Here is a 26,715-nt window from a genome sequence, read left to right on the forward strand (position 1 = left end):
TTACAGACTCCGGGTCATCACAACGGCCAGCAGAATGCCCAGCTCGATCACCGCCAGACGTCGGAACAGGGAAGGCAGCGCCTGATGCTGCCAGAGCGGCAGCAGGGGAAGCGGGTTGAGCACCCGGCGCAGGGCGAAGACGGGCCCAAAGGCGCTTTTCAGCGGCGCCGCGAAACCGTGGGCGGTAATCACCATGGCGGGCTCGTGATCGTAGCCGCATACCCAGGCGCTGCCGCGACGCCGCGCGGGCAGGCGATGGCCCCGCAGCAGCATGACGATAAACGGTAGCAGCGGGGAGGCGATAAGCAGCAGAGCGATCAGCGGCTGAGATACCACGCTGCTGGAAGCGTCGCCAGGAATGGCGACCACGGAGCCCAGCAGCGGTAGCAGCCAGGGGGCAGCCACGCCACCTGCCACGCAGCACAGCGCCAGTACGACAACGCACAGGGTCATCAGCCAGGGGGCTGGGGTGGCCAGCTCCGCTTCCGGGGTGCGCGGCGCGCCCAGGAAGGTCACGCCGTAGACTTTCGCCATACACATCACCGCCAGCGCGCCGGTGATTGCCAACCCCACCGCCAGCAGCGGGCCGAGCAGACGCGCCAGCAGCAGCGGCTGTTCTCCGAGACGGAAGAAGGATTGATAGATAACCCATTCCCCGGCAAAGCCGTTCAGCGGAGGCAGGGCAGCCATCGCCATCAGCCCAACCAGCATGGCCAGCGAGATAGCCGGCATCCGTTTTCCGATGCCGCCCAGTTTTTCGATATCGCGGTGTCCGGTACGGAACCAGACGGCGCCTGCGCCAAGAAACAGGGTGGTTTTAAACAGGCTATGGTTGAACAGATGATAAAGACCGCCCACCATGCCCAGCGCCGCAAGCGTAGGGGAATGCAGAGCGTAGCCGGTCAGGCCCGCCCCTAACCCCAGCAGAATAATGCCGATATTTTCCAGTGAGTGGTAAGCCAGCAGACGGTTAATATTGTGTTCCATCAGCGCATAAAGGCCGCCGATAAAGGCGGTGATTATCCCCAGCACCATAAGCGCAATGGCGTACCACAGCGGCGGAACCGGGCTCAACAGAGCCAGGCTCAGCAGGCCCCAGATACCGGTTTTTAGCACCACGGCGGAAAACAGCGCGGCGGCCGGAGCGCTTGCGCTGGCATGGGCCTGAGGAACCCAGCCGTGCAGAGGAATAATTCCTGCCAGCAGACCAAAGCCCGCCAGACCTGTCAGCAGCGTAAAGGCATCGGGCGCGTCGAGCGCCGCCAGACGGTGCAGCGCGGCCAGGTCCAGCGTACCGTATTGCCGCCACAACAACAGACAGCAGCCAGCCAGCAGCAGCGTGCCCAGGCGCCCCAGAACGAACCACGGCTTGCCCTGCTGCGCATTACCGGTCAGAAAGACGGCGCTCAGGGCTGCGATCTCCGCCCCGACGACCAGGGTGGCAAGATTATCCGCCGTTACCGCCATCAGGGCGCCCGTCAGCACCAAAAGCAGCAGCGGCCCGGTGATGCGGGTAGCGGGATGGCGCTGCCAGCCAATGTGATACAGGCAGATAAACAGGCCGCACAGGCCGATGGTGATAAGCCAGACCGCATTCAGCGGCGTCAGCAGCAGCGTATGACGGCCGCTAAGCAGCGCTACCGTCACCGGCAGGCCGGTCAGCGCCAGCACGCCGCCAACCAGCGCGCAGAGACAGGCCAGCGCGCCGGCGATGCCGGCAACCAGGCCGCTCAGGGGGCGATGAAAAGCCAGTAGCGCCGAAAGGAGCGCTCCGGCTCCGGGCAGCAGCAGCGCGTTATTCATCAGAGTCACCAGCGTCATTGTGTGTTTCTCCCATGGCTGGAAAAGGCCGATAGCGCGCCGAAGTCCATACCGATAGCCCGTTCGCGCTTACGGCGGCTGGAATCGGCGATATCGTCGTTGCTGACGATGCGCAGCGCTTTGGTTGGGCAGGTGCGGATACAGGCCGGGCCCTGTTCGTCGAAGTCGCAGAGGTCGCACTTCACGGCAATGGCGCGAATGCCGGGCACCCAGTCCAGAAAGGTGCTGACTTTGGGCGGCATGGGCGGTGCCGGTGGCGCTTTGGGACTGTTGGCGTTGGCCGGTATATCCAGCGGGCGGCTGCCGGAAAATTCGATGGCGCCGAACGGGCAGGCGATACCGCACAGTTTGCAACTCACACACAGGCTTTCATTCAGCTGTACCGCGCCGTTTACCCGATTAATGGCGTTAACCGGACATACCTGGGCGCAGGGGGCATCCTCACACTGATGGCACAGCTGGGGAGCGGACTCTTTTTGGTTCAGCATCACCTTCAGGCGCGGCATGGATTGCAGCCCCTGATGGCGATGGTTCTCTGAACAGGCGGCCTCGCAGGTATGGCAGCCTATACAGAGTTTGGGATCGGCGATGACAAAACGGTTCACCCGGACATCCTCGAAGTGGTCATTTTTGACGAAGCAGCGTCGCAGGTGTCATTTTTCGACACTTTTCGACACTGCGTGATTCAGGCCTGGGACGGACGTAACAGAGCGGGGGCCAGCGCCTCTACCGTCAGCGGAATGTCCTGCTGCATAGCCTGATACAGGTGGTCGTAAATACAGCTAATCCGGGCCAGATAGTGCTCCAGCACCGCCTGGCGGTCGGTGTTGCGGATCTGACCGTCAAGTAAGCCGTCGATGCCCAACTGGCTGCTGGCCAGCGGGATACGGTGCTGGCCGTCACGGGTGCTCAGAATGTAGTGGATTTCGCGATCGTTGAAACCGGTATCTCGCGTCACCTGAAGAGTGAACTGGTTGAAAAGCGAGAAGTTCAGCCCTTCATCAGGGGAGCTTTGAATTTCCAGATGCAGCGTCTGCTTGGTGGTAGTGACAGCCTGGATCAGGGTATTGCAGTAGGTATGCCACTGTTTATGGAGTTGGCGGCGGCGATCGGCAATAAACGCCGCCTTATAACTTAACTCAGAAATGGTCATGAATAATGTCCTGCTGATACGGATACCTCTCCATTAGCACTTTCTGTGCCAGTTTTTATTTGATTGAAACTAAACAACTTTATTCCATGGTGACGCGCCATCGTCGCCTGGTGACATGTCATTTCGACAGCCTTCGTCACCACAGACGCACCGTTATTTTTCTTATGGCATGGTTGTTGCATTGACGGGATGGTCACGGAATATCGTGACGAATCCGGAGGCGCTCTATGCACGAAATCACACTTTGCCAGCGTGCGATTGAACTCATTGAACAGCAGGCTCAAAGCCACGGCGCCCGTCGGGTGACCGGCGTGTGGCTGTCGATTGGGGCTTTTTCCTGCGTGGAACGCAGCGCGCTGGAGTTCTGCTTTGAACTGGTGTGCCGGGAAACCCTGGCCGAAGGCTGCGAACTCAATATCGAACAGCAGGAAGCGGAATGCTGGTGCCAGCGCTGCCAGCGCTACGTCACCCTGTTAAGCAGCCGGGTGCGGCGTTGCCCTGACTGCCTGAGCGATGAGCTACGCATCGTGGCCGATGACGGTCTTCAGATTAAGCGCCTGGAAATAGAGTAGGAGTTAACTATGTGTACTACCTGTGGCTGTGGAGAGGGCAATCTCCATATTGAAGGCGATGGCTATCATCATTCCCACGCGCCCTTTGCCGCGGCGCCGCGTCAGGGGCTGCGGATAACGGGCGTCACCTCAACGTCGTTTCAGCCTCGCCGCGCGCAAAATGGCGATCTGGATTACGGTTGCGGCGAGGCAGGGGCCCACGCGCCGGGAATGGGGCAGCGCCGCATGCTGGAGCTGGAGCTCGACGTTCTGGATAAAAACAACCGGCTGGCCGGGGATAACCGCGCCGCCTTTGCCGCCAGTCGCCTGCTGGCGCTGAATCTGGTTTCCAGCCCGGGCTCCGGTAAGACCACCCTATTGAGCGAAACCCTTAAGCGCCTGAAGGGGCAGGTGCCCTGCGCCGTGATTGAAGGGGATCAGCAGACCCTGAATGACGCCGAACGTATTCGCGCTACCGGCACCCCGGCGATTCAGGTCAATACTGGTAAGGGGTGCCACCTGGATGCGCAGATGATTCAGACCGCCAGCCGCCGTTTACCGCTTCCGCCTGGCGGCATTCTGTTTATTGAGAACGTGGGCAATCTGGTCTGTCCCGCCGGTTTCGATCTGGGTGAGCGTCATAAGGTGGCGGTGCTTTCGGTGACCGAAGGGGAGGACAAACCGCTTAAGTATCCGCATATGTTTGCCGCCGCTTCGCTGATGCTGCTAAATAAGGTCGATCTGCTGCCCTGGCTCAACTTCGATATGGCAGCCTGTATCGCCAGCGCTCGCCAGGTGAATCCGGATATCGAGATTCTGCCGATTTCCGCCACCACCGGCGAGGGGATGGATGCCTGGCTTGCCTGGCTGGAGGCGCAGCGATGTGCATAGGCGTTCCGGGGCAAATTCGCGCTATCCCGTCGCCTCAGGCGGCGCTGGTCGAAGTCTGCGGCATTCAGCGCGAGGTGGATTTAACCCTGGTGGGGGCGCAGGACGAAGAGGGCTATTCCCGGGTGGGGCAGTGGGTGCTGGTGCACGTGGGGTTTGCCATGAGCATCATCGATGAACGCGAAGCGCTCGACACCCTGGAGGCGCTGCAAAATATGTTTGAGGTAGAGCCGGACGTCGGCCCGCTGCTTTATGGCGAGGAGGCGCGCTGATGCGTTTTGTTGATGAATATCGCGCCCCGGAACGGGTGATGCAGTTAATTGAGCAGCTTAAAGCGTGTGCCCGGCACTTGCCTTACGACGCCCGGCGGCCGCTGCGCATTATGGAGGTCTGCGGCGGCCATACCCATGCCATCTTCAAATTTGGGCTGGACCAACTACTGCCGGACAATATCGAATTTATCCACGGCCCCGGTTGCCCGGTCTGCGTGCTGCCGATGGGACGTATCGACGCCTGCATTGAGATCGCCAGTCATGATGGGGTGATTTTTTGCACCTTCGGCGACGCGATGCGGGTGCCGGGAAAAGAGGGATCGCTGCTGGATGCCAAAGCCCGCGGCGCCGATGTGCGGGTGGTCTACTCGCCGATGGATGCCCTTACCCTTGCCCGGGACAACCCGCAGCGCGAGGTGGTGTTCTTCGGCCTGGGCTTTGAAACCACCATGCCCGCTACCGCAGTTACCCTGCGTCAGGCGCGGCTCGAAGGGGTCAACAACTTCTTTATGTTCTGTCAGCACATCACGCTGCTGCCCACCCTAAAAAGTCTGCTGGATCAGCCGGAAAATGGTATCGACGCTTTCCTGGCGCCGGGGCATGTCAGCATGGTTATCGGTACCGGCGCTTACGATTTTATTGCCGAAGCATACCGGCGGCCGTTGGTGGTGGCAGGCTTTGAGCCGCTCGATCTGCTCCAGGGCGTTATCCTGCTGGTAGAGCAGATCTGCGCCGGGGTTAGCCGGGTAGAAAATCAGTACCGGCGGGTGGTGCCGGATGCCGGTAATCCTCTGGCCCGCCAGGCGATGGCAGAAGTGTTTGCCATCAGCGGCGACAGCGAGTGGCGCGGTCTGGGCACCATTGCCGAATCCGGCGTACAGCTAACGGCGCCTTACCAGTCGTTTGATGCCGAGCGCCGCTTTCAGCCGCGCAGGCGTCAGGTGTGCGACTCCCCCGAAGCGCGCTGCGGCGATGTGCTGACCGGGCGCTGCAAGCCCGTCGACTGCCCGCTGCTGGGTCAGCGCTGTAATCCTGACAACGCCTTTGGCGCGCTGATGGTCTCTTCAGAGGGAGCCTGTGCCGCCTGGTATCAGTATCGCTTTCAGGAGGAGGAAGCATGAGTACAGTGACTCTGGCCCAGGGCAGCGGCGGCCGGGCGATGCAGAAGCTTATCGCCACGCTTTTTATGGCGGCATTCGATAATCCGCTGCTGGCGACTCAGGAGGATCAGGCGCGGATACCGCTGCATCTGTTGAGCGAAGCGGGGGATCGGCTGGCCTTTTCCACCGACAGTTATGTGATTGATCCGCTAAGCTTTCCGGGGGGAGATATCGGTAAGCTGGCGGTGTGCGGTACGGCCAACGATATCGCCGTGGGAGGCGCCACCCCGCGCTGGCTTTCGTGCGGCTTTATTCTGGAAGAGGGGCTGGAGATGGCGACGCTGGAGTCGGTGGTGCGCAGCATGGCCGCCACCGCCCGGGAGGCGGGCATCGCCATCGTGACCGGCGACACCAAAGTGGTGCCCCGCGGCACCGCCGATAAGCTGTTTATCAATACCGCCGGTATCGGCGTGATTCCGGAGGGACTGGAGTGGGGGGCCGCCCGGCTGCAACCCGGGGACAGGCTGCTGGTCAGCGGCACCCTGGGCGATCACGGCGCCACCATCCTGAATCTGCGTGAACAGTTAGGGCTGGAAGGGGAACTCATCAGCGACTGTGCGCTGCTGGCGCCGCTGATTGCCGCGCTGCGCGACGTGCCGGGTATCAGAGCCATGCGTGACGCCACCCGGGGCGGGGTAAACGCCGTGGCCCACGAATTTGCCGCCGCCAGCGGCTGCGGCATTGAGCTGGAAGAGCAGGCGCTGCCCCTGAAACCGGCGGTGCGCGGCGTTTGCGAATTACTGGGGCTGGATGCGCTGAATTTTGCCAATGAAGGCAAGCTGGTCATCGGCGTGGCGGCGGAGTGGGCGCAGACGCTGCTGGAACGGCTGCGGGCGCATCCGCTGGGGCGCGATGCCGCGATTATTGGCGAAGTGGTGGCGCAGCGGGGTGTCCGGTTATCCGGATTTTACGGTGTTCAACGTACCCTTGATCTACCGCATTCCGAACCCCTACCCCGTATTTGTTAAACTCAGGGATTCCCGCCGCTCTCTGCACTCAATAACGTCTGGATAACGCAATGTCTCTTACATCAATGGGCGATCCCCAGGAGCAGCAGCTCTTTAATCTGACGCGCACGCTGTTGCAGCAGCCGGATCTCTGCACCCTTGCGCAGGCGCTGACGCAGCATCTGCAACAGGCCGACCTGGCCTGTCATGCCGCCATTGTTCTGGCGGCGGATGAACAGCACCCCCAGGTGCGCTATTTCGGCGTGGATGATAGCGGCGAGGCCATTATCAAAGTGGATGAGCTGGCGATGGCGGGCGGTCCCGTTAGTCATATCCTGGCGCGCCCGGAGATGCTGCACTGCGCAGCCGCAGAGTTTCACGAGGTCTGGCCGACCCTGGCCGCCAGCGGGCTGTATCCTGCCTTTGGCTATTACGGCATGCTGCCGCTGGCCCTGGGCGGCAAGATTGTCGGTGGCTGCGAGATACTGCGGCTGGACGATCGCCCATGGAGCGAAAAAGAGCGTTCGCGGCTGCGATCGCTGGCCCAGGTGGTGGCGCTGGCGGTGGAGCAGATCCAGAGCCGCCTGAACGACAACCAGCATCATGAATTGCTGTGCCGCGAGCGTAATGACTTTCGCCTGCTGGTAGCCATTACGAACGCCGTGCTGTCAAAGCTGGATCTCGATGAGCTGATTAGCGAAATCGCCCATGAGATCCACAATAATTTCGGTATCGATTCCATCAGCATTGTGCTGCGCGCCAACCGGCGTCACCGGCTGACGGTCTATTCCACCCACTATATCGATCGCGATTCTCCGGTTCACGACCAGAGCGAGGTGAACGAGCAGGGCACGCTGTCGGAACGGGTGTTCAACAGTAAAAAGATGCTGCTGCTGAATTTGCATCAGCGCGACAGCCTGGCCCCCTATGAACGTATGTTGTTCGATATGTGGGGCAATCAAATTCAGACCCTGTGCCTGCTGCCGCTGATGTCTGGCGATAATATCCTTGGGGTACTGAAGCTGGCCCAGTGCCAGGAACATATTTTCACCACCGCCAATCTGAAGCTGCTGCATCAGATTGCTGAGCGGATCGCCATTGCGGTGGATAACGCGCTGGCTTATCAGGAGATCCGCCGCCTGAAAGAGCGGCTGATCGATGAAAACCTGGCGCTGACCGAGCAGATTAACAACGTCGCCGCCGATTTTGGCGAAATCATCGGTCAGAGCCAGGCGATGCGTGATGTGATGCGCCAGGTCGAGATGGTGGCCCAGAGTAACAGCACCGTGCTGATTCTGGGGGAGACCGGGACCGGCAAGGAGCTGATCGCCAGGGCTATCCATAATCAGAGCGCGCGCAACGGGCGGCGGATGGTGAAGCTTAACTGCGCCGCCATGTCGGCCGGTCTGCTGGAAAGCGATCTGTTCGGTCATGAACGCGGCGCCTTTACCGGCGCCAGCGCCCAGCATATCGGGCGCTTCGAGCTGGCGGATAAAAGTTCGCTGTTTCTGGATGAAGTCGGCGATATGCCGCTGGAGCTACAGCCCAAACTGCTGCGGGTGCTTCAGGAGCAGGAGTTTGAGCGGCTGGGCAGCAATAAGGTGATCCGCACCGATGTGCGCCTGATCGCCGCCACCAACTGCGATTTACAGCAGATGGTGGCCGACAAAGCGTTTCGTAGCGACCTTTATTATCGGCTTAACGTCTTCCCCATCCATCTGCCGCCGCTGCGCGAACGTCCCCAGGATATTCCACTGTTGGTGAAGGCGTTCACCTTTAAAATCGCCCGGCGGCTGGAGCGTACCATCGACAGTATTCCGGCGGAGACCCTGCGCACGCTAAGCCGGATGGAGTGGCCAGGTAACGTGCGCGAACTGGAAAACGTGATTGAACGGGCGGTGCTGCTGACCCGGGGCAATGTGCTACAACTTTCGCTGCCGGAGATGATGCTGCCGTTCCAGGCGCGCCACGATGCGCCGCCGGAAGAAGCGCCGCCACGCGAAGGCGAAGATGAATACCAGCGCATTGTTCGGGTACTGAAAGAGACCAATGGCGTTATCGCTGGTCCCAGAGGGGCGGCCCAGCGTCTGGGGCTCAAGCGCACCACGCTGATTTCTCGTATGAAACGACTGGGGATCGATAAAGATAAGGTGCTGGCGGGGTAACCTGGCTGATAGCCAGTTTCCTTCTGGTGTTGTTTCATTGGGCGGAAATTTTTCTGCGTCGGTGCCGTGTCCCGGAGGAATATGTCACGTTGGCAAAGGTTCCGTTCACCGGCTGTGCATCAGCAGAGAAGCAGTCACTCAACGTGAACGGGACAGCCCACCGCCGCGCCATTCGCCATAAATCTTCCACGTTGCCTGGTTTTGTGAGTTCGATCACTAAAAGCAGAGGGGATCTCCCGGTATGCTATGAACTAACTAGTATGGTAGTTAATCTCTCAGTGTGAGCGGTAAGGACAAAAATAATCATGCAGATGACGATGCGCTGGTTCGGGCCAGATGAAGATAAAGTGACCCTGGAGCAGATCCGCCAGGTGCCGGGTGTTGAAGGTGTTGTTGGCGCGTTATACGACGTTGCCGTCGGCGAGGTCTGGCCGAAAGAGAAGATTCAGGCGCTGGTGGCTCAGGCCCATAACGCCGGTCTGACCATGGAAGTGATCGAAAGCGTAAACATTCACGACGCTATCAAGATTGGCCTGCCGGAGCGCGATCGCTATATCGCCAACTATCAGCAGACTATCCGCAATCTGGCGGACTTTGGCGTTAAGGTTATTTGCTACAACTTCATGCCGGTCTTCGACTGGATGAAGACCGATATGAACTACCGCCTGGAAGATGGCTCCCTGACGATGGCCTTTGAGAAGGCGGGCATCGATAAAACCCTGGAGCAGGTGGTGGCCGAAGTTCTGGGCAACTCCAACGGTTTTGCGCTGCCGGGCTGGGAGCCGGAGCGTCTGGCGCAGGTTCAGGCGCTGTTCGACAGCTATAAAGACGTGGATGACGACAAACTGCGTGAAAACCTGGTCTACTTCCTGGAGCGGGTGATACCGGTCTGTGAAGAGGTTGGCGTGAAGATGGCGATTCATCCTGACGATCCGCCGTATTCTATTTTTGGCCTGCCGCGTATTATTAAAAACCGCGACGATCTCGACTGGCTGTGTAATGCCGTTGACTCCCCGGCGAATGGTATTACGCTGTGTACCGGCTCTATTGCCGAAGAGCCGCAAAATAACGTTTGTGAAATTCTTGCCGAATTTAGCCGCCGTGGCCGTATTCATTTCGCTCACGTGCGCAATATCAAAATCATTAAAGATAAAGATTTTTATGAGTCGGCGCATCCTACCCGTTATGGTTCGCTGGATATGTATCGTGTCATGCAGGCGCTGCACGATAATGGCTTTGATGGCTATATTCGCCCTGACCACGGTCGCTTTATCTGGGGCGAAACCGGGCGCCCAGGCTATGGGCTCTATGACCGCGCTCTTGGCGCTACCTATCTGCTGGGGCTGTGGGAAGCTCTGGAAAATCAGAAGTCCTGATAAACCCTCTTCTTTCGCGCCGGGTTTCCCGGCGCTTTAAAATAATAATAGAACTGTCGGGAGGATAGTATGTCTCCAGCTTTGGCTTTGCTCTGGGTTCTGGTAGGGATTGGGTTACTGGTTATTATGAACGTGAAATATAAGGTTCATAATATCTTCGCGTTGTTAATTGCCGGATTATTTGTGGCAATAATGGAAGGGGTGCCTTTCGATAAAATCGTCTCCATGGTCCAGCAGGGGCTGGGCGGTATTATGGGGCACCTGGCGCTGATTATTATCTTCGGTGCCATTATCGGTAAATTTATGACGGAGTCGGGCGCCAGCCAGCAGATTGCCGATACGGTTATCAGGCATTGTGGCACCCGTTTTCTGGCCGTTGGCCTGATGTTTATCGGCGTTATCTTCGGTATCGCCATGTTTTATGAAGTGGCGTTCCTGATAGCCATGCCGCTGGTGCTGAATATCGCCAGTAAGGCGAATATTCCCTGGATGAAACTGGTGATCCCAACGGTTGTGGGCGCCACTATGGGCCACAGCCTGTTCCCGCCGCAGCCCGGCCCGGTGGCGCTGGTCAGCGCTTTCCAGGCTGATATCGTGCAGGTTTATCTCTATGGCGTTCTGGTGATTATTCCGGCGCTGTTCTGTGCCGGGATTCTGTTGCCTGCCTTCCTGCCCGGCATTCGCGATATGAAGCTGAACGCGATGATCAAACCTCAGGAGGAAAAACCGGCGCACCAGTTGCCTTCGTTTGCTATCAGCATCTCGATTCCGCTGATTCCAGCCCTGCTGATGATTGCGTCGTCGCTGATTCATTCGCTGCTGGGAGCGGAGTCCAGCGTGGCGAAGTTTTTTGAGTTCCTGGGTAGCGCCGAAATCAGCATGCTGCTGGCGACCGGTGCCGCCATCTGGCTGCTGGGCATCCGTCGCGGTATGAACGCCGGTCAGGTTAACGGCTTTGTGAGCGATTCGGTGGCGAAAATCGCCAACGTGCTGTTTGTGATCAGCGCCGGTGGCATACTGAAGCAGGTGATTATCGACTCCGGCGTGGGCGACCATATCGTCACAGTAATGAGCCACGTGAATCTGTCGCCCTTTATCATCGCCTGGCTTATCACCGCCATCATTCGTATTCTGACCGGTCAGGGCGCGGTAGCGGCCATTACTTCTGCTGGGATTGTCTCCCCGATGGTCGGCGCCTTTAACCTGAATCCAGCGCTGATGTGTCTGGCGGTGGCCTGCGGCAGCAATACCATTACCCTGATGTACGACGGCGGTTTCCTGCTGTTTAAAGAGACTTTCGGCATTTCGATGCGCGATACCTTTAAAACCTGGGGGCTGCTGGAGCTAATTAACTCGGTGGTGGGGCTGATGATGGTGTTGCTGCTGAGTCTGTTTATCTCCTGAGTCAGTACCTCTGCAGTTTCGCCCTCTGATGGTTTTATTAGCTGGGCGGCACCTCCGCCCGATATGTGGGCGGAGACTCAGGCGCGCCGTCGCCCGCTCTGCGCGACGGCATACCGGGATCGCTTATCGACAGAAGTTTGCCAGCGCATGCGCCAGCGCTTCCGGATTTTCCCATGACATACAATGCCCACAGTCTGCGAGTATCAGCGTTGATATTCCGGAAGCTGTCAGAGTGGCAAAATCCTCATCCGGTAAAGAGTGTTCTCCAACGAGTAGCTGTTTTGCCACTGGCAGGGCAACGAAACGCTCGTACCAGTTGCTGCCTGCTATCAGACTGGCTGCACCGCGCCACACTGCCCAGGGGGCATCTACTGCCAGACTTCCAGCCCATGGGCCGGTATCCCGGGTTATCATGCTCTGCCAGATTCCGTTAACAAACTCATCTTCGCTGTGGCTACAGATTTGCTGGCTGAAAAATCCTCCTCCGGGATGAAAATTGGGCTCGGAGACAACCAGCCCTGATAACCGTTCTCCGAGGTATTCGGCTGCCTCAATGCTGATGCTGCCTCCCATGCTGTGTCCATACAGGAAGCATTGTGCTAATCCCAGGTATTCCACCAGTTCCGCCACGACCCGAGCCTGATCGGAAATCGAATAGCTATAATTCTTCGGTTTTTGGCTATACCCGCAACCGGGTAAATCGACCAGTATTGCTCTTCTACCTCTGAACATGGGGTCTGTGACAACACGTGGATATTCGTACGAAGAGGCGCATCCCAGACCATGAATAAAAATAAGCGGTGCGCCGCTTCCCGGTAAATCCTGCCAGCGGACATCGCAGTTTGCCGTGGAGGAAAAGAAAGCGTTCATTAGAACTATCCCATTCTACGTGAAGATAATGATTTGCCTGGCCAACAGTGGTTGCCATTCAGAATGCACTATTCCAAATTTATATCAATGGCGGTGCCCGTTGTGATGAGGTTGACAGGGAAAGGCGCCCCGGACAAAGAGTGAGTTCTTGTTTCGGGGCGGGTTATTAACCAAACACCAGTAAAACCAGTGAAGCTGCAGCGAATGAGACGCTGCAAATAATAAAGGTCACCAGCGGGAGCCGGCGGTTGAGTTCCAGAATGCGCTTGCTTTGATCCATAAGCCCTCCGTTCAGGATGTTGTTGGAACTGCTTCCTGCAGTTACAGAATATTCTGAACGTCTGGTGAAAAATTGGCCATGGCAAAACGAGCGATCCTGGATTATTCCGCGTTATCTACCAGCGCCCGGGCACTTTTCTCATCGGTAATCAGCCCGTGCAGCAGCCCGCTGTTAAGCACTGCCCGCAGAGCGCCGATCTTTCCGGGGCCGCCCGCCAGGGCGACGATGCGCTCCTTGCGTTGCAGCGACAGGGGAACGGCAAGGGTGCGATCGGTCAGGGTGGTGTGCAGGATATTGCCGCGCCTGTCCACAAAATGGCCGAGGATCTCGCCTTCGCCGCCGTCCCGGGCGATGGCCAGCATATCGCGCTGCTCCAGCATGCCGGATTCTACCAGTTGGGTTGCAGGTTCAACGGTGCCGATACCTACCAGCTTATAGTCCGCTTCCGCTGCCATCCGGAATACCTCGCTGACGCCGCGCTGGGCCAGCAGCACTTCGCGGTCTTCAGCGGTATTGGCAAAGAAGGGCACCGGCATCATATAGGCCATGGCTCCGGTCTTTGCGGCGATACGGTGCATGACGTCGTGGGGATTCAGGGCGTAGTTGCGGGTCAGACAGCCCAGCAGCGAAACCACCTGGATATCGGGCACTTCCATTCGTGGCATTTGATGCACCATCGCCGACAGCGTACGGCCATGGCCCAGCCCCAGGGTTTTCAGTTCGCCGCGCGACAGCAGCGATTTCAGGTATTCGGCGCCGGCCATGCCGAGCGCGCGCTCCGGCAGGCCGGTTTCCCCCAAATCCGGAGCGATGCGACACTCCGCCAGACCGTAACGCTGGCGCAACTGGTTTTCCAGTTCAATACACTCCACGATGTCGCCATCGATAGAGACTTTTACCGCGCCTTCCGCTACCGCTCTGGCAATCATCCTGTGGGTTTTGACTGAGGGGAGTCCCAGACGTTTTGCCACCTCGGCCTGGGTCAGGCCGCCCACAAAGTGCAGCCAGGCGGCGCGCAGGACCAGTGACTCTTCCGTGCTCATTGTTTCTCCTCTGCGTTAATTCAGGTCGTTGGCGCCGGTCTCTACCCAGGGGGCCCAGAAGGCGACGCTCTCAGCGATATCGGCAATGACGTTGCTGTCCGCGGGTTCGCGCTCTTTAAAACTCAGTTCAAGGCAGAGTTCGTTATCCCGGGCGCCGCCGCGGGCCAGCGCATCGAGCAGCGCTTGTGGCTGGATACGGCCGTTGGCATTATAGCGGGCGGTAAAGGGTCGGTGCCCGCTTTTATCCATCATACTCTGTTTGATATGAATAATGGGCGAGCAGCGCGGTACGGCTGTAGCCCAGGCATAAGGGTCGTAATCGTCCGGGCTGCTGGAGGTGACGTCGCCGTGGTCGATATCGGCCATCATCCACAACGGAATCGCCAGCCCGGCCTCGTTAAGTCGGTTTTGCAGCGCCATGCTTGCCGGAATGGTTTCGCCGAATTCCCGGCCAATGCTCATCGGCTCCCAGAACAGATATCGCAGTCCGGCCGCTTTGGCGTGCTCCGCTACTTCGGCCCAACAGTCGATGGCGCAGGTGATTTGGGCTTCGCGCCGCGCCGGGTCGTTGAAATCCTCCCAGCTAAAGATGGCGAACTGCGAGCCGACAGCGCCGCCGCCCAGCTCGGCAATAATATCGGCAAAGGTTTTAAACCAGTCGATGTAGTAGCGGCGTACCGCCGGATCCGGATGTCCAAAGTGGTTAAGGCGGCCATAGGGGCCGGTCATGCCCGAGGTGATGCGCACCCCGGTGTGCGCCAGGCGTACCCTGGTTCGGCGCACCAGCGCGTTAATGGTCGGCGCGGGCCAGCCGGGATTGATAAATTCATGAGTGAGCTGAACATCGCGTAGCCGAATCTCTCTGGCGATGCAGTCAATCAACGCTTCCGGTCTGGCGATGCGGTTAACCAACGGATTGGTATTGAGCGAGAGCGTTAGCGGCATATGGACTCCCTAACTGGCGGCATGCAGGCGCGATGGCGTCGCGCTTGCGGCAAACCAGTGGTTGAAACGGGTTATCTGCTGCTCATTCAGATGCAGGCGGTGCTTGGTGCGGCGCCACAGCACATCTTCGGGCTCACGGGCCCACTCATGGTCTATCAGATAACGGGCTTCGGCTTCGTAGAGACAACTGCCGAACCATTCGCCGAGATCCTCCAGCCGTTGGGCATCGCCCAGCAGTTGCTCCATGCGGGCGCCGTAGAGTCGGGCGTAATGGCGGCGCAGGGGGGCCGGTAGCCAGGGCCAGCGCTTTTTGACCTGCCCCAGGAAGGTGGCGAAGTCGCCGTTTTCGATCTCGCCGCCGGGCAGCACGCCCCGGGCGGTCCAGTCCGGCCCCATGGCTGGAAAATAGGGGGCCAGTTGCTGCATGGCATGTTCCGCCAGCTTGCGAAAGGTGGTGATCTTACCGCCAAACACGTGCAGCAGCGGCGCCTGGCCCTGAGCGTCCAGTTCGAACTCGTAGTCACGGGTGACGGCGGAAGGGTTGCCTTTACCGTCGTCGAACAGCGGCCGCACGCCGGAAAAATGAACTAGCACGTCGTCGCGCCGCAGTTCAACCTTGAAGTAGCGGTTAACCGCGTTGATCAGATAGTCGATCTCCGGCTCAATGGCAGCCACTTCTTCTGCTTTGCCCTCCCAGGGGATATCGGTGGTGCCGATCAGCGCCTTATCGCCCTCATAGGGGTTGATAAAGATGACTCGCTTATCCGGATTCTGCACCAGATAGGCCTGCTGACCTTCCCAGAATTTGGGGACGATAATATGGGAGCCTTTGACCAGTCGCACCCGGCGATTAGAGCGGCTGTGGGTCACGTCGTGGATGATATCCAACACCCAGGGCCCGGCGGCGTTAACCAGCGCTTTGGCTTTTACCTGGCGGCGCCCACCGCTAACGGTATCGAGCAGGGTCACTTCCCAGTGGTCGTCCCGACGCTCTGCCGCCACGCAGGCGGTGCGGGTGGCGATGGTGGCGCCGCGCTCACTGGCGTCCAGTGCGCACAGGGCCACCAGACGGGCGTCGTCCACCCAGCAGTCGGAGTATTCAAAGCCGCGCTGGTACTGGTCGAGCAGCGGCTCGCCTTCCGGATCCCGGTGCAGGTCCAGGGCGCGGGTGCCGGGCAGTTTTTTACGCCCCCCCAGGTGGTCGTAAAGAAACAATCCCAGCCGTACCAGCCACGCCGGGCGATCCGTGGGGCTGTGGGGCAGGACAAAGCGCATCGGCCAGATAATATGGCTGGCCGAGCGTAGCAGCACTTCGCGTTCGATAAGCGCTTCACGCACCAGGCGGAATTCGTAATATTCCAGGTATCGCAGACCGCCGTGCACCAGCTTGCCGGAGCGGGAAGAGGTGCCTTCGGCCAGATCGTCCTTTTCACACATCAGGACCGACAGGCCGCGTCCCGCAGCGTCGCGCGCGATGCCCGCGCCGTTGATTCCGCCGCCGATGACCAACAGATCCAGTATCGATGACTCTTGCATTATTCTCTCCTGCGCTAATCCGGTTGTTGCGCGAGCTGCTGTAGCGCCGACCAGACAGGCGGCAGCAGCTCGCGGGTTTGCTGGTAGCTGACATCCAGGGTGTTGTAGCGTGCCATCAGGTCGGGGCAGGGCGGTTCCTGCTCGCCCAGTAGCGGCGTCACCCAGGTATCGACACAGCTCGCCATGGTGGGGTAAGCGCCAATGGCGACGGCAGCCATCATGGCGGCGCCGGCAGCTCCCGCCTCTTCCCGGGCGCTGTTGCGTACCGGCGCGCCAGTACAGGCGGCGACGATGCTTCGAAGCTGGGGCGAACGGATGGCGCCCCCCGAAAGCCGGAGCTCCCGGGGCGCATCGCTGCCCATGGCCCGGTAGCAGTCCCGGGCGGCCAGCGCCATTCCCTCAATCACCGCACGCACCAGATCGGCAAAACCGTGGGTGTAACACAGCCCAATGAAACTGGCCCTGGCGTTGGCATTAACAAAGGGGCCGCGTTCGCCGGCGATGGAGATATAGGGGTGATACATCAGGCCGCCAGGTTGTGCGGCGGTCAGCCAGTCGTCCAGCCGCGCCACCATATCGGCGTGGTCGGCCTTGCCGCCGAACTGTTCCACCAGCGAACGGGCCATATTCAGCAGCCAGTCAAGGTTCAGGGTAGAGGCCATATTGGTCTGCACCTGGGTGACTCGCCCCGGGGAAGGGAGCGTTATCACGTAGCCGGTGCGCTGGGGGTTCAGCCAGACCTGCCGATCGCTGACGGCGCGCATATGCACGCCGGTGGAACCAATTACCGAGCAGGCGGTGTCATCATCGCCGGTATCCACCCCCGCGCCGAGGGCGGTCATCACCATATCGACAAACCCCAGACAGACCGGCGTGCCGGGACGTAACCCGGTGGCGCGGGCCGCTTCTTCCGTCAGGGGATGGGGGGTCTGCGTGCCGTCCAGAATCTCTGGCAGCAGCGCGCGGCGGTGATTGAGCCCCAGCGCATCAATCACGATGTCGTCATAGCGCCGGGTGCGGTAGTTGCCGAAGGTAAAGCTGGCTTCCGACGGATCGGTGGCCCGCACGCCGGTCAGGTTCAGATAGAGCCAGTCCTTGCAGTGCAGGGCGACTTCGGCGCCATCGAGTAGTTGAGGATAGCGGCTGTCCATACAGGCGAGCTGCGCCCCCTGCTGACAGGTATTCAGGCCGGTGCCGGTCGCCTGGAAGCGGGCCAGGGCCAGTTCGTGCTGTTCGAGCTGATGCACGGTATCGGCGGCCCGGGCGTCCAGCCAGATCCAGGCATCGCCCACCGGGCGGTTATCGCGCCCCACAAGCCAGGTGCCGTCTCCCTGACCGGTGACGGAGACCGCCACGACCCGCTGAGCCAGATTGGGCAGCTCGTCGCTAAGCATACGCATGGCCTGACAGCAGTCGTCCCAGGTTTGCTGCATATCCTGCAGGGCGGCGCCGTCGCGCTGGCGCCAGTAGCGGTTACGCACCGAGGTGCAGCTCAGTTGTTCTCCTTCCAGGCTGAAGGCCACGGCCTTAACCACCGAAGTACCGGAATCGATACCCAAAATAATGTCACGGTTGTCCATGCGAACTCTCCTTCCGGTTGGTGCGCGCGGCTTGCTGCATGGTGTTGCCTCCGATTACGAAACTGGCCTGACGTTTCGTTGTTAATTCCGTGTAACGAAAATGATATTTAACGGATACACCATATCTCACTGACTTAACACCATTGACGTATTTTTTTTCTTTTTAAGTAATAAATTTCATTCGGGGATTCGATGTGGATCACATTTTAGTCAACGGAAAAAGCGAGGTGAGCAGCAGGGTTGGGATCCGGAAATAGCGTTGAGCGAATGGCGGTTTTGTTTTTTAATTAATTGATTTTAATTGTTTTTTATTGGTTATTGTATCTGTTTTTTGATGTTGGTTACATTAAGCGTCGCGCCAGAAAGTGATGAAAATCACGCCAGATCCTCAGAGTTAGATCCAGATCGCTCTCCGGGAAAAAAGTCTGCCATCTGCGTTGACAGACTATTATATTTCTAACATTTTCATCACATGTATTATCACACTTATAACATCCGACGTGGTTCAGATAAGAATCATGCGCCATTCGCAGGAGCGCGGTTTGCGACGAAAGTGAGGTCGATAACATGAGTCATGCATCTGCATTTACGCCATCCGGTATCCGGCGCCATAAGGGAACGATGATTGCCTGCGTTGCCGCAGTGCTTGTGTTGGTCGGCATTGCGCTGGATACCAAAGTGGTGAAGCACGGGTCGGCGGAAGATGTTCAGGAACAGGGTTTTTCGCCTGAAAAATATGGCGCCGAAACCTTCCCTAAAATTCAGCACAGCGTAGAGCAGCGGGCGGTTAACGCGAAAATGTTGTTCAGCGCCTTAAAAGCTGACAGCCAGCAGGCGACCGAAAAGTACGGCGTCGGTACGCCGATGGCGGTCTTTCCGGTGACTTTTAGCGGCGTGGTGGGCGAAGGTAAGAAAGGAATTTATTCCGTGCAGGTGAACGATATGCCCGCTTCGTTCCAGCTTCGGCTTCAGACCGGGCCGGTAGTGTCCGGCACCGATCTGCGCGATGCCACCGGGGAAATCCAGTTCGGCGACTTTAAGAACCAGATCGAGTATCAAAACGCCGGATCGGCTCTTAATCAGGCCATGAAACAGGCGGTGCTGGATAAGGTGGATGGCGAAACGCTGAGCGGAAAAACCGTCAAAGTGACCGGCGTTTTCCGGCTGCTCAATCCCGATAGCTGGCTGGTGACGCCGGTAAGGATGGAGATCCAATGATGCAGGCAACCTTAACGTCATCCGATAACTTCCGGGACGATGTGGTACTGGCAGCCCGGGATATCAGCAAAATTTACGGTTCGACCCACGCCCTGAAGGGAGTCAACTTCGATATTCGTCGCGGCCAGGTCACCACGCTGTTCGGTGAAAACGGCGCCGGTAAATCGACGCTGATGAAAGTGCTTTCTGGCGTGATCACTCCCAGTTCCGGTGAAATTCTGCTGGATGGCCAGCCGGTGACCTTTTCATCCAGCACTCAGGCTCGGGAGCAGGGGATCTCGATTATTCATCAGGAGCTAAACCTGGCGCCCAATATGAACGTGCGCGACAACATCTTTGTCGGCCGGGAGATTATGGGGCCCACCGGGGTCGATTTTGCCGAAGAGGAGCGCCTGACCCGTCAGTTGATGGCGGAGCTGGAAGAGGAGATTGACCCTCTGACGCCAGTGGAAGATCTGCGCCTGGGTCAGCAGCAGATTGTGGAGATCGCCCGGGCGCTGTCGGTGAATGCCCGGATCCTGATTATGGATGAACCCACCTCGGCGCTTAGCGCCGCCGAAGTCGAGGTGTTGTTTAAGATAATCCACGATCTCACCAGCCGCGGCGTGGCGATTGTCTATATCTCTCACCATCTGGAAGAGGCGCTCGAAATTACCGATCGGGCGGTAGTGCTACGCGATGGTGAGATGACCGCTTCCGCTAACCGCAATGAAATCGACCTGCAGTGGATTGTGCGCCATATGGTGGGGGAGCACTTCGACCTGGGGGCGCCGCCGGAAGGCTACCCCTTCGGTGAGGTGGCGCTAAGCGTGGAGTCGCTCAGCGTTCCCGGCCCCGGCGGGCATATGGCGGTGGACGATCTTTCGCTGGAAGTGCGGGCCGGGGAGATCGTCTGTATCTACGGCCTGATGGGCGCCGGTCGTACCGAGCTGATGGAGTGCATTGCCGGAAAACTGCGGGCCGGTCACGGTCGCGTGCAGCTATTGGGCGAAGATGTCTCGGATTTCAGCATCGCCCGGCGTATCGAAAGCGGGCTGGCGCTGGTGCCGGAAGACCGCCAGCGCGATGGTCTGGTACAGACCATGTCGGTGGGCGAGAACCTGTCGCTGGCCAGCATCAGTGAATTTATCCGCAGCCTGGTTCTGTCGCCGCGCCGCGAAAAGCTGCTGGTGGATGACTCTATTCGTAACGTCACGGTGAAGACCGCCAGCGGCAGCGCGGCCATTGGGTCACTTTCCGGCGGGAATCAGCAGAAGGTGGTGATTGGCAAAATCCTGGCAACCCGGCCGCAGGTGATTCTGCTGGACGAGCCGAGCCGCGGCATTGATATCGGCGCCAAGGCCGAGGTGTTTCGTCTGCTGGCGGAAAATGCCCGTAAGGGGCTGGCGGTAGTCTATTCCACCTCGGAAGTGGGCGAATGCCTGAGCGTGGCGCACCGGATCATCGTGATGAGTAAAGGGCGCATCAGCGCCGTCTTTGACTCCTCTGTTTCTAAAGAACGCATTATGGCCGCCTCCGGTGAGTCCGTGGCCGCCTGAACCCCGATAACGGAGCCGAAATCATGAATGACAGAACACAAGTCCTGGCCGCAACCAGGCCCCCGGCGGTGAAGCGCGACAGCGGCCAGCGGCGGTTCAGCCTTTCTCATCTTCTGCTGGAAGGGCGCGCCTTCTTTGCGCTGCTGGTGATTATCGCCACCTTCTCTTTCCTGTCGCCCAACTATTTTACCGGCGCCAACTTTTTAACCATGGCCTCCCACGTGGCGATCTTCGGGCTGCCTGCCATCGGCATGTTGCTGGTGATTTTGAACGGCGGCATCGATCTATCGGTGGGCTCGACCCTTGGGCTGGCCGGGGTGTTTGCCGGCTTTCTGATGCAGGGCGTCAATCTGGAAGCGCTGGGGGTGGTGCTCTACCTGCCGGTGTGGGCCGTGGCGATCCTGACTCTGGCGATGGGCGCGCTGGTGGGGCTGGTGAACGGAGTGCTGATCGCCATCTTTCGGGTGCCTGCCTTCGTCGCGACTCTGGGCACCCTGTATGTGGCGCGAGGCGTGGCGCTGCTGATGACCAACGGCCTGACCTATAACAAGCTTTCCGGCAGCCCGGAACTGGGTAATACCGGTTTCGACTGGCTGGGCTTCAACCGGCTGTTCAATATTCCTGTCGGCGTGCTGGTACTGATTGCCGTGGCGCTGGCCTGTGGTTTTCTGCTGTCGCGCACCGCCTTTGGCCGCTGGCTCTATGCCTCTGGCGGCAACGAACGGGCCGCCGATCTTTCCGGCGTGCCGGTAAAGCGGGTTAAGGTGACGGTATATGTGCTTTCCGGTATCTGTGCGGCGCTGGCCGGGTTGGTGCTCTCTTCTCAGTTAACCTCCGCGGGGCCCACCGCCGGAACCACCTATGAGCTGACGGCTATTGCCGCCGTGGTCATTGGCGGTGCGGCCCTGACCGGCGGGCGCGGCAACGTGCGCGGTACGCTGCTGGGGGCGCTGGTTATCGGCTTTCTGTCGGACGGGCTGGTCATTATCGGCGTTTCCGCCTACTGGCAGACCGTATTTACCGGCGCGGTGATCGTACTGGCGGTGTTGCTCAACACTCTGCAGTACGGCCGACGCAGTAAGTAATTAAATAACAAAAGAACCCTACAGATGGAGAACCCGCTCATGCTGAACTGCAAACGCCTGTTATTGATCGCGGCGACCGCGATGGCGACCGCTTTTACCCCCGTCACCCAGGCGGCGGAAAAGGGGTTGATGACCATTATCGTTAACGATCCCTCAAACCCTTACTGGTACACCGAAGGTCAGGTGGCGAAAGAGACGGCCCAGAAGCTGGGCTATAGCGCCACCGTCGGTGCCCATAAGGGCGATACCAATGCCGAGAGCCGCCTGATTGATACGGCGATCACCAATAAATCAAAAGCCATTATTCTGGATCCCGCCAACGCCGATGGCTCGGTGGGATCGGTGAAGAAGGCGGTCGCCGCCGGGGTGCCGGTGTTTATCATTAATGCCGAGCTGAACCAGAGCGGCCTGGCGAAGGCGCAACTGGTGTCCAATAACGCCCAGGGGGCCGCGTTGGGCGCCATGCAGTGGGTGAAAGCGGCGGGGGATTCCGGCAAATATGTCGAACTGTTCGGAGCCCCTTCCGATAACAACGCCGCCACTCGCGCTAACGGCTTCGAAACGGTGCTTTCTCAGTACCCGGATCTGAAAAAAGCGGGTCAGGAAGTGGCGAACTGGGACCGTACCCAGGGCTATAACAAAATGCAGTCGCTGCTCCAGGCCAATCCCGATATTAAAGGGGTGATCAGCGGCAATGATGAGATGGCGCTGGGGGCGATTGCCGCCCTGAAAGAGGCCGGTAAGCTGAAAAACGTGGTGGTAGGCGGCTTTGACGGCACGCCGGACGCCGTTGAGGCGGTCAAAGAGGGAACCCTGGCCTACACGGTGATGCAGCCGGTGGCGGTGTTCACCAAAAAAGCCATCGAGCAGGCGGATAACTTTCTGAAAACCGGAAAGACCGGCGTCGATCGTGAGAAACAACTCTTTGACTGCGTGCTCATCACCAAAGAGAATGTCGATAAGTATACGTCGGCCTTTGTAATGTCGGAGTAATTACGTTTAATGACTATCCGCCCCGCCAGTCATGATGCTGGCGGGGCGTCTTTACGGATAAGATAATGACCCAACCCGTGCAGGATAACTCTCTGGAACGTTTTATGTCGGAACGGTTACCGGGCGACAGCCGTCAGGCCCGGCAACTGGCCCGGCGTCAGCTTATCGTTGAAGCCGTGATGACAGAGGGGGCGGTGCGAATTGAAGATTTGACCGGGCGCTTTGGCATTAGCCTGATGACCGCTCATCGCGATATTGACGATCTGGTGGAGCGGGGGTTACTGCACAAGACCCGCGGCGTGGTGTCGGCTGCGCCCACAAGCCTGGTGGAGTCCAGCGATCTTTATCGCGCGACCCGTCAGCAGGCCGAAAAGCAGGCTATCGCAAGTCACGCGGCGGCCTGGATAGAGCCCGGCCAGTCGCTGTTTCTGGACGATTCCACGACGGTACTTCAACTGGCGCGTTACCTGCCGGCGAAAGCGCCCCTGACGGTTATCACCAACTCGCTGACTCTGATGAACTCACTGAAAGACGCCCGGGATATTACGCTGCTGGGGTTGGGGGGGCAGTACCATAACTGGTGCAATGCCTATATGGGCCAAATGACCCGTAGCGCCATCGCTGGACTGCGGGCGGACTGTTTTTTCGTCAGTATGTCGGCGATTATGGATGGTCAGGTTTTCCATCAGTCGGCAGAGACGGTAGAGACCAAGCGCGCGATGTTCGATGCGGCTGAGCGCCGGATCCTGCTGGCCGATCACACCAAATTTGAGCGACGGGCGCTGTACAGCTTCGCCCGGTTGACGGAGTTTGATGCGGTTATCGTGAACCAGGGCATCGCCATTCCGGCTCTGCGCCGTATGCAGGAAGAGGGCGTTAAGGTCGAAGTGGCGCCGCTGCGTTAGTTTTTATTCCCCAAATACGGGGCGTTAATCCCCGTTTATCACCTTTATTTTCGTCTTTATCTACTCATTATTTTCCGCTTACTGGCTATAGCACCGTTATTTGCGACGGAAAATGAACATCAATCAACATAATTACTTTTGATTGAACTTCTTTTACATAATTATATTTAGATAAACTTGTGGAATATGAATGATTCTGTCATTAAAGGAATGGAATATTGCTGTATTAACTCGCCAGGAAAAATGCAGGGAGTCATGCATGGAAGTTAAAAATAGGAAAGATCCAGTCAAAATATCGACGAAGATTGTTTTGTTATCGATGATTTTGTGCTTGTGTGCCATTATTATTGGCGGCATCGGGTTACAGGGAGCCATGCGCAGTCAGGTACGTCTGGATGCCGTTTATCAGGAGCGTGTCGTACCACTACAGCGAATAAAGTTAACGTCAGACGCCTGGGCGGTTCATGTCGTTGATACTGCCCATAAGGTCAGGAACAAAATGTTGGCCCCGGAGCAGGGGCTAAAGGTACTTGAGGAGGCAAAGCAAGAGATTGCTGAACACTGGGGAGCCTTTATCTCAGGCTATCTGACCGAAAAAGAGAAGCTACTGGTCACTCAGCTTGACTCGGTGGACAACCGGGCCCAGAACGCTATTCTGCGTCTTCAACAGATACTGACAGAGAAAGACGAGGAAGGACTCGCTTTATTTATCTCTCGTGAACTCTATCCTGCGATAGATCCTCTAATGAAGATCTTTGACCAGCTGATGAATTTACAGCTGGAAGAAACAAGAATGGAGTATGAGGATGGCCAGACTACCCTCGCGCGCAATAAAAATATTATTATCTCTTTAATTTTTTTTGCTTTGCTCGCTGGCGTTACCCTTAGCTTTATTATCTCGCGTAGTATTCTGCGGGTCCTGGGCGTTGAGCCTTCTCAGGCCGTTGAGGTGGCGCAGCGGGTGGCTAAAGGCGATCTGTCGGTGCCGGTCAGATTACCGGAAAATATCAGTGATGACAGTTTGATTGCCCGACTGAAAGCTATGCAGGACAATCTGGAAGGTATCGTCGGGAAAGTGAATCAGGGGGCTCATGCCGTTGCTGTGGCTTCCACGCAGATTGCCGAAGGCAATAATCACTGCTCCGATCGCGTCCAGGAGCAGGTGGGCGCTCTGGGACAAACGGCGGCGGCGATGGAGGAGTTATCGGCCACGGTGCAGTTAAATGCCCAAAGCGCGAGCCAGGCGGTAAAAGCTGCGCATATTGCGGTATCGGTAGCCCAGAATGGTGGGGAAATTATGCAGGAGGTGACAGGTACGATGAACGATCTTGATTCTAGTTCACGTCAGATCGCTAATATTACGGCCCTGATCGATAACATTGCTTCTCAAACCAATCTGCTGTCGCTGAATGCCGCTGTTGAAGCCGCGCGTGCCGGAGAATATGGCCGTGGCTTTGCCGTGGTGGCAGGAGAGGTTCGCAGCCTGGCTCAGAGTTCTGCCGATGCGTCACAGCAGATCAGAAACCTTATCGATAGCAATGTGCTATGGGTTAAAAAAGGCACTGAGCTGGTCCTGAAGGCAGAAATGATGATGCAGCAGCTGATTGAAGAGGTACAGAATGTGACGGTGATGATAGATAAAATCAGTACCGCCAGCCAGGAGCAGTCGGCGGGGGTGCATCAGATTGGCGTGGCTGTAACCCAAATGGATGCGGCCACCCAGCAGAATGCGGTGATGGTGGAAGAGATTGCCGCGACGTCGAATAACCTGAAAGATAAAGCTCTGGAGCTGGTGGAGTCCATGACGCAGTTTCGGCTGGCCGGAGAACGCAAGAACCTGCATTAATCGCGATATCAGGTAAAACCCCCCGTTTATCGGGGGGTTTTGCTATTCCGGCTGGCAATAATATCGGCCACGATGGCGATGGCGATTTCCGCCGGGGTTTTACTGCCAATATCCAGTCCTACCGGGGCTCGGATGCGGGCGATTTGCGCATCGCTCAGCCCACCGGTATCACGCAGTCGCGCCATCCGATGCTGGCTGTTGCGCGCTGAGCCCATCACGCCGATATAGAAACTCTCCCCCTGTACTGCCTCCATCATCGCCAGATCGTCAATACGCGGATCGTGGGTCAGCGAGAGCAGGGCGCTGTTCGGGCCCGGCGGATGGCGTTCCAGCCACGCGGCCGGAAACTCCTGGCACAATTCAATGTTCTGCTGTTCGGCATCGGGGTAGCGTGACGCAAAGCTTTGGCGCATATCTTCCCGGTGTTCACATACCGTAATCGCCATCCCCACCGCCCGGGCGAAATCAATACAGTAGCAAGCCACCGGCGACAGTCCGCAGACGATCAGCTGTAGCGGGGGGCGTAGGCTGAGGCTGAGCGCGCCGTTTTCATGTTGGGTCACACCCGCCGCTTCGTCTCCACTGGCAGGCACAAGCCAGGCCCGCTCGCCGGGAATCAGGCGCTTAATATAGTTTTCCTGGCCGCTCAGGGTTAGCAGCAGGCGCTGACAGTCCTGAAGGCTCTGGTTGTCCGGCGGAAGGTATTCCACCAGTACGCTAAGGCTGCCATTGCAGGGTAAGGCGACGTCGGGCTCCTGCCCGCCCTGGCCATAGCGAATGAGCTGAGAAGGGCGCTTCATGCGCGGGTCGTTTAGTCCTGCCAGAAAGCTTTGTTCAATGCAGCCGCCGGACAGTGAACCGGTATATTCACCATTTTCATTCACCGCCATCATGGCGCCCGGGGAGCGCGGCGCCGAACCCCAGGTGGCGATGACTGTACAAAGCCAGACGGGCTGGCCCTGTTTCAGCCAGCGGATAGCGCTATTCAGTATGTCGATATCGATGGGTTGCGTCATGGTGTCGTTATCCGGGAGTCTTCCAGACCAGTGATCCCCATGCTACGCCTGTTTCCGGCATCGGGTCGCGGCGAAAACTCACATTTGCGGTTTTTTGAACAAAAAAGAAGTGTACACACTTTT

23 protein-coding genes are annotated in these 26,715 nt (G+C 58.4%); 14 read left to right on the top strand and 9 right to left on the bottom strand.

Going from position 1 to position 26,715, the window contains the following annotated elements:
• From hycC to SCU88_RS06880, 3 genes are all read right to left on the bottom strand, one after another.
• Positions 1-1,821, bottom strand: coding sequence for a formate hydrogenlyase subunit 3 (gene hycC / locus SCU88_RS06870; protein WP_175339581.1), 1,821 nt, complete (start codon positions 1,819-1,821; stop codon positions 1-3).
• Complete coding sequence (locus SCU88_RS06875; protein WP_138096280.1) at positions 1,818-2,426, bottom strand: 4Fe-4S dicluster domain-containing protein; 609 nt, start codon at positions 2,424-2,426, stop codon at positions 1,818-1,820. Before SCU88_RS06875 ends, hycC begins: the two co-directional genes overlap by 4 nt.
• Positions 2,427-2,506: 80 nt before the next feature.
• On the bottom strand, positions 2,507-2,974 hold the full coding sequence (locus SCU88_RS06880) for a transcriptional regulator (RefSeq protein ID WP_138096281.1): 468 nt from the start codon (positions 2,972-2,974) through the stop codon (positions 2,507-2,509).
• A gap of 227 nt (positions 2,975-3,201) precedes the next feature.
• Here SCU88_RS06880 and hypA point away from each other — a divergent pair, with 227 nt between their 5' ends.
• From hypA to SCU88_RS06920, 8 genes are all read left to right on the top strand, one after another.
• Positions 3,202-3,546: a hydrogenase maturation nickel metallochaperone HypA gene (gene hypA, locus SCU88_RS06885; RefSeq protein WP_138096282.1), complete on the top strand. Its 345-nt coding sequence runs from the start codon at positions 3,202-3,204 to the stop codon at positions 3,544-3,546.
• Between the two features lie 9 nt (positions 3,547-3,555).
• On the top strand, positions 3,556-4,416 hold the full coding sequence (gene hypB / locus SCU88_RS06890; RefSeq protein WP_175339582.1) for a hydrogenase nickel incorporation protein HypB: 861 nt from the start codon (positions 3,556-3,558) through the stop codon (positions 4,414-4,416).
• Entirely contained in the window at positions 4,407-4,685 is a 279-nt protein-coding gene (locus SCU88_RS06895) for a HypC/HybG/HupF family hydrogenase formation chaperone (protein WP_175339583.1), read from the top strand. Before hypB ends, SCU88_RS06895 begins: the two co-directional genes overlap by 10 nt.
• Complete coding sequence (gene hypD, locus SCU88_RS06900; protein ID WP_175339584.1) at positions 4,685-5,806, top strand: hydrogenase formation protein HypD; 1,122 nt, start codon at positions 4,685-4,687, stop codon at positions 5,804-5,806. Before SCU88_RS06895 ends, hypD begins: the two co-directional genes overlap by 1 nt.
• Positions 5,803-6,813 (top strand): hydrogenase expression/formation protein HypE, encoded by a 1,011-nt coding sequence (gene hypE, locus SCU88_RS06905; RefSeq protein WP_175339585.1) that lies wholly within the window; start codon positions 5,803-5,805, stop codon positions 6,811-6,813. Before hypD ends, hypE begins: the two co-directional genes overlap by 4 nt.
• Positions 6,814-6,863: 50 nt before the next feature.
• Positions 6,864-8,957, top strand: a complete 2,094-nt coding sequence (flhA, locus tag SCU88_RS06910; protein ID WP_175339586.1) for a formate hydrogenlyase transcriptional activator FlhA — start codon at positions 6,864-6,866, stop codon at positions 8,955-8,957.
• A 305-nt stretch (positions 8,958-9,262) separates the two neighbouring features.
• Positions 9,263-10,333, top strand: coding sequence for a mannonate dehydratase (gene uxuA / locus SCU88_RS06915; protein ID WP_138096288.1), 1,071 nt, complete (start codon positions 9,263-9,265; stop codon positions 10,331-10,333).
• 69 nt (positions 10,334-10,402) lie between these two features.
• Complete coding sequence (locus tag SCU88_RS06920; protein ID WP_175339587.1) at positions 10,403-11,737, top strand: gluconate:H+ symporter; 1,335 nt, start codon at positions 10,403-10,405, stop codon at positions 11,735-11,737.
• 123 nt (positions 11,738-11,860) lie between these two features.
• Here SCU88_RS06920 and SCU88_RS06925 read toward each other — a convergent pair whose 3' ends face one another.
• The 5 genes from SCU88_RS06925 to SCU88_RS06945 form a co-directional block, all read right to left on the bottom strand.
• Complete coding sequence (locus SCU88_RS06925; protein ID WP_138096290.1) at positions 11,861-12,607, bottom strand: alpha/beta fold hydrolase; 747 nt, start codon at positions 12,605-12,607, stop codon at positions 11,861-11,863.
• Between the two features lie 381 nt (positions 12,608-12,988).
• Positions 12,989-13,930, bottom strand: coding sequence for a sugar-binding transcriptional regulator (locus SCU88_RS06930; RefSeq protein WP_175339588.1), 942 nt, complete (start codon positions 13,928-13,930; stop codon positions 12,989-12,991).
• Positions 13,931-13,945: 15 nt separating this feature from the next.
• Positions 13,946-14,875 (bottom strand): TIM barrel protein, encoded by a 930-nt coding sequence (locus SCU88_RS06935; RefSeq protein WP_175339589.1) that lies wholly within the window; start codon positions 14,873-14,875, stop codon positions 13,946-13,948.
• Positions 14,876-14,884: 9 nt separating this feature from the next.
• Entirely contained in the window at positions 14,885-16,411 is a 1,527-nt protein-coding gene (locus SCU88_RS06940; RefSeq protein ID WP_175339590.1) for a glycerol-3-phosphate dehydrogenase, read from the bottom strand.
• A 14-nt stretch (positions 16,412-16,425) separates the two neighbouring features.
• Positions 16,426-17,991: an FGGY family carbohydrate kinase gene (locus SCU88_RS06945; RefSeq protein WP_175339591.1), complete on the bottom strand. Its 1,566-nt coding sequence runs from the start codon at positions 17,989-17,991 to the stop codon at positions 16,426-16,428.
• A gap of 567 nt (positions 17,992-18,558) precedes the next feature.
• Here SCU88_RS06945 and SCU88_RS06950 point away from each other — a divergent pair.
• The 6 genes from SCU88_RS06950 (at position 18,559) to SCU88_RS06975 (ending at position 25,576) form a co-directional block, all read left to right on the top strand.
• Positions 18,559-19,209, top strand: a complete 651-nt coding sequence (locus SCU88_RS06950; protein WP_175339592.1) for a DUF2291 family protein — start codon at positions 18,559-18,561, stop codon at positions 19,207-19,209.
• Positions 19,209-20,747, top strand: a complete 1,539-nt coding sequence (locus SCU88_RS06955; RefSeq protein ID WP_175339958.1) for an ATP-binding cassette domain-containing protein — start codon at positions 19,209-19,211, stop codon at positions 20,745-20,747. Before SCU88_RS06950 ends, SCU88_RS06955 begins: the two co-directional genes overlap by 1 nt.
• Positions 20,748-20,770: 23 nt before the next feature.
• Complete coding sequence (locus SCU88_RS06960; protein ID WP_138096295.1) at positions 20,771-21,832, top strand: ABC transporter permease; 1,062 nt, start codon at positions 20,771-20,773, stop codon at positions 21,830-21,832.
• A gap of 39 nt (positions 21,833-21,871) precedes the next feature.
• A complete protein-coding gene (locus tag SCU88_RS06965) occupies positions 21,872-22,825 on the top strand; it encodes a D-ribose ABC transporter substrate-binding protein (RefSeq protein WP_138096296.1) in 954 nt (317 codons plus the stop codon).
• 65 nt (positions 22,826-22,890) lie between these two features.
• Positions 22,891-23,730 carry a DeoR family transcriptional regulator gene (locus SCU88_RS06970; protein ID WP_175339593.1) on the top strand — a complete coding sequence of 280 codons (840 nt, stop codon included), beginning with the start codon at positions 22,891-22,893 and terminating at the stop codon, positions 23,728-23,730.
• A gap of 259 nt (positions 23,731-23,989) precedes the next feature.
• Entirely contained in the window at positions 23,990-25,576 is a 1,587-nt protein-coding gene (locus SCU88_RS06975) for a HAMP domain-containing methyl-accepting chemotaxis protein (protein WP_431810106.1), read from the top strand.
• A 26-nt stretch (positions 25,577-25,602) separates the two neighbouring features.
• Here the strand turns inward: SCU88_RS06975 and SCU88_RS06980 are convergent, their stop codons facing one another.
• On the bottom strand, positions 25,603-26,592 hold the full coding sequence (locus tag SCU88_RS06980) for an XdhC family protein (RefSeq protein WP_175339595.1): 990 nt from the start codon (positions 26,590-26,592) through the stop codon (positions 25,603-25,605).
• Between the last annotated feature and the right edge of the window lie 123 nt (positions 26,593-26,715).

This window comes from Jejuibacter sp. L23 (assembly GCF_050815825.1).
Classification (GTDB): Bacteria; Pseudomonadota; Gammaproteobacteria; order Enterobacterales; family Enterobacteriaceae; genus Jejubacter; species Jejubacter calystegiae.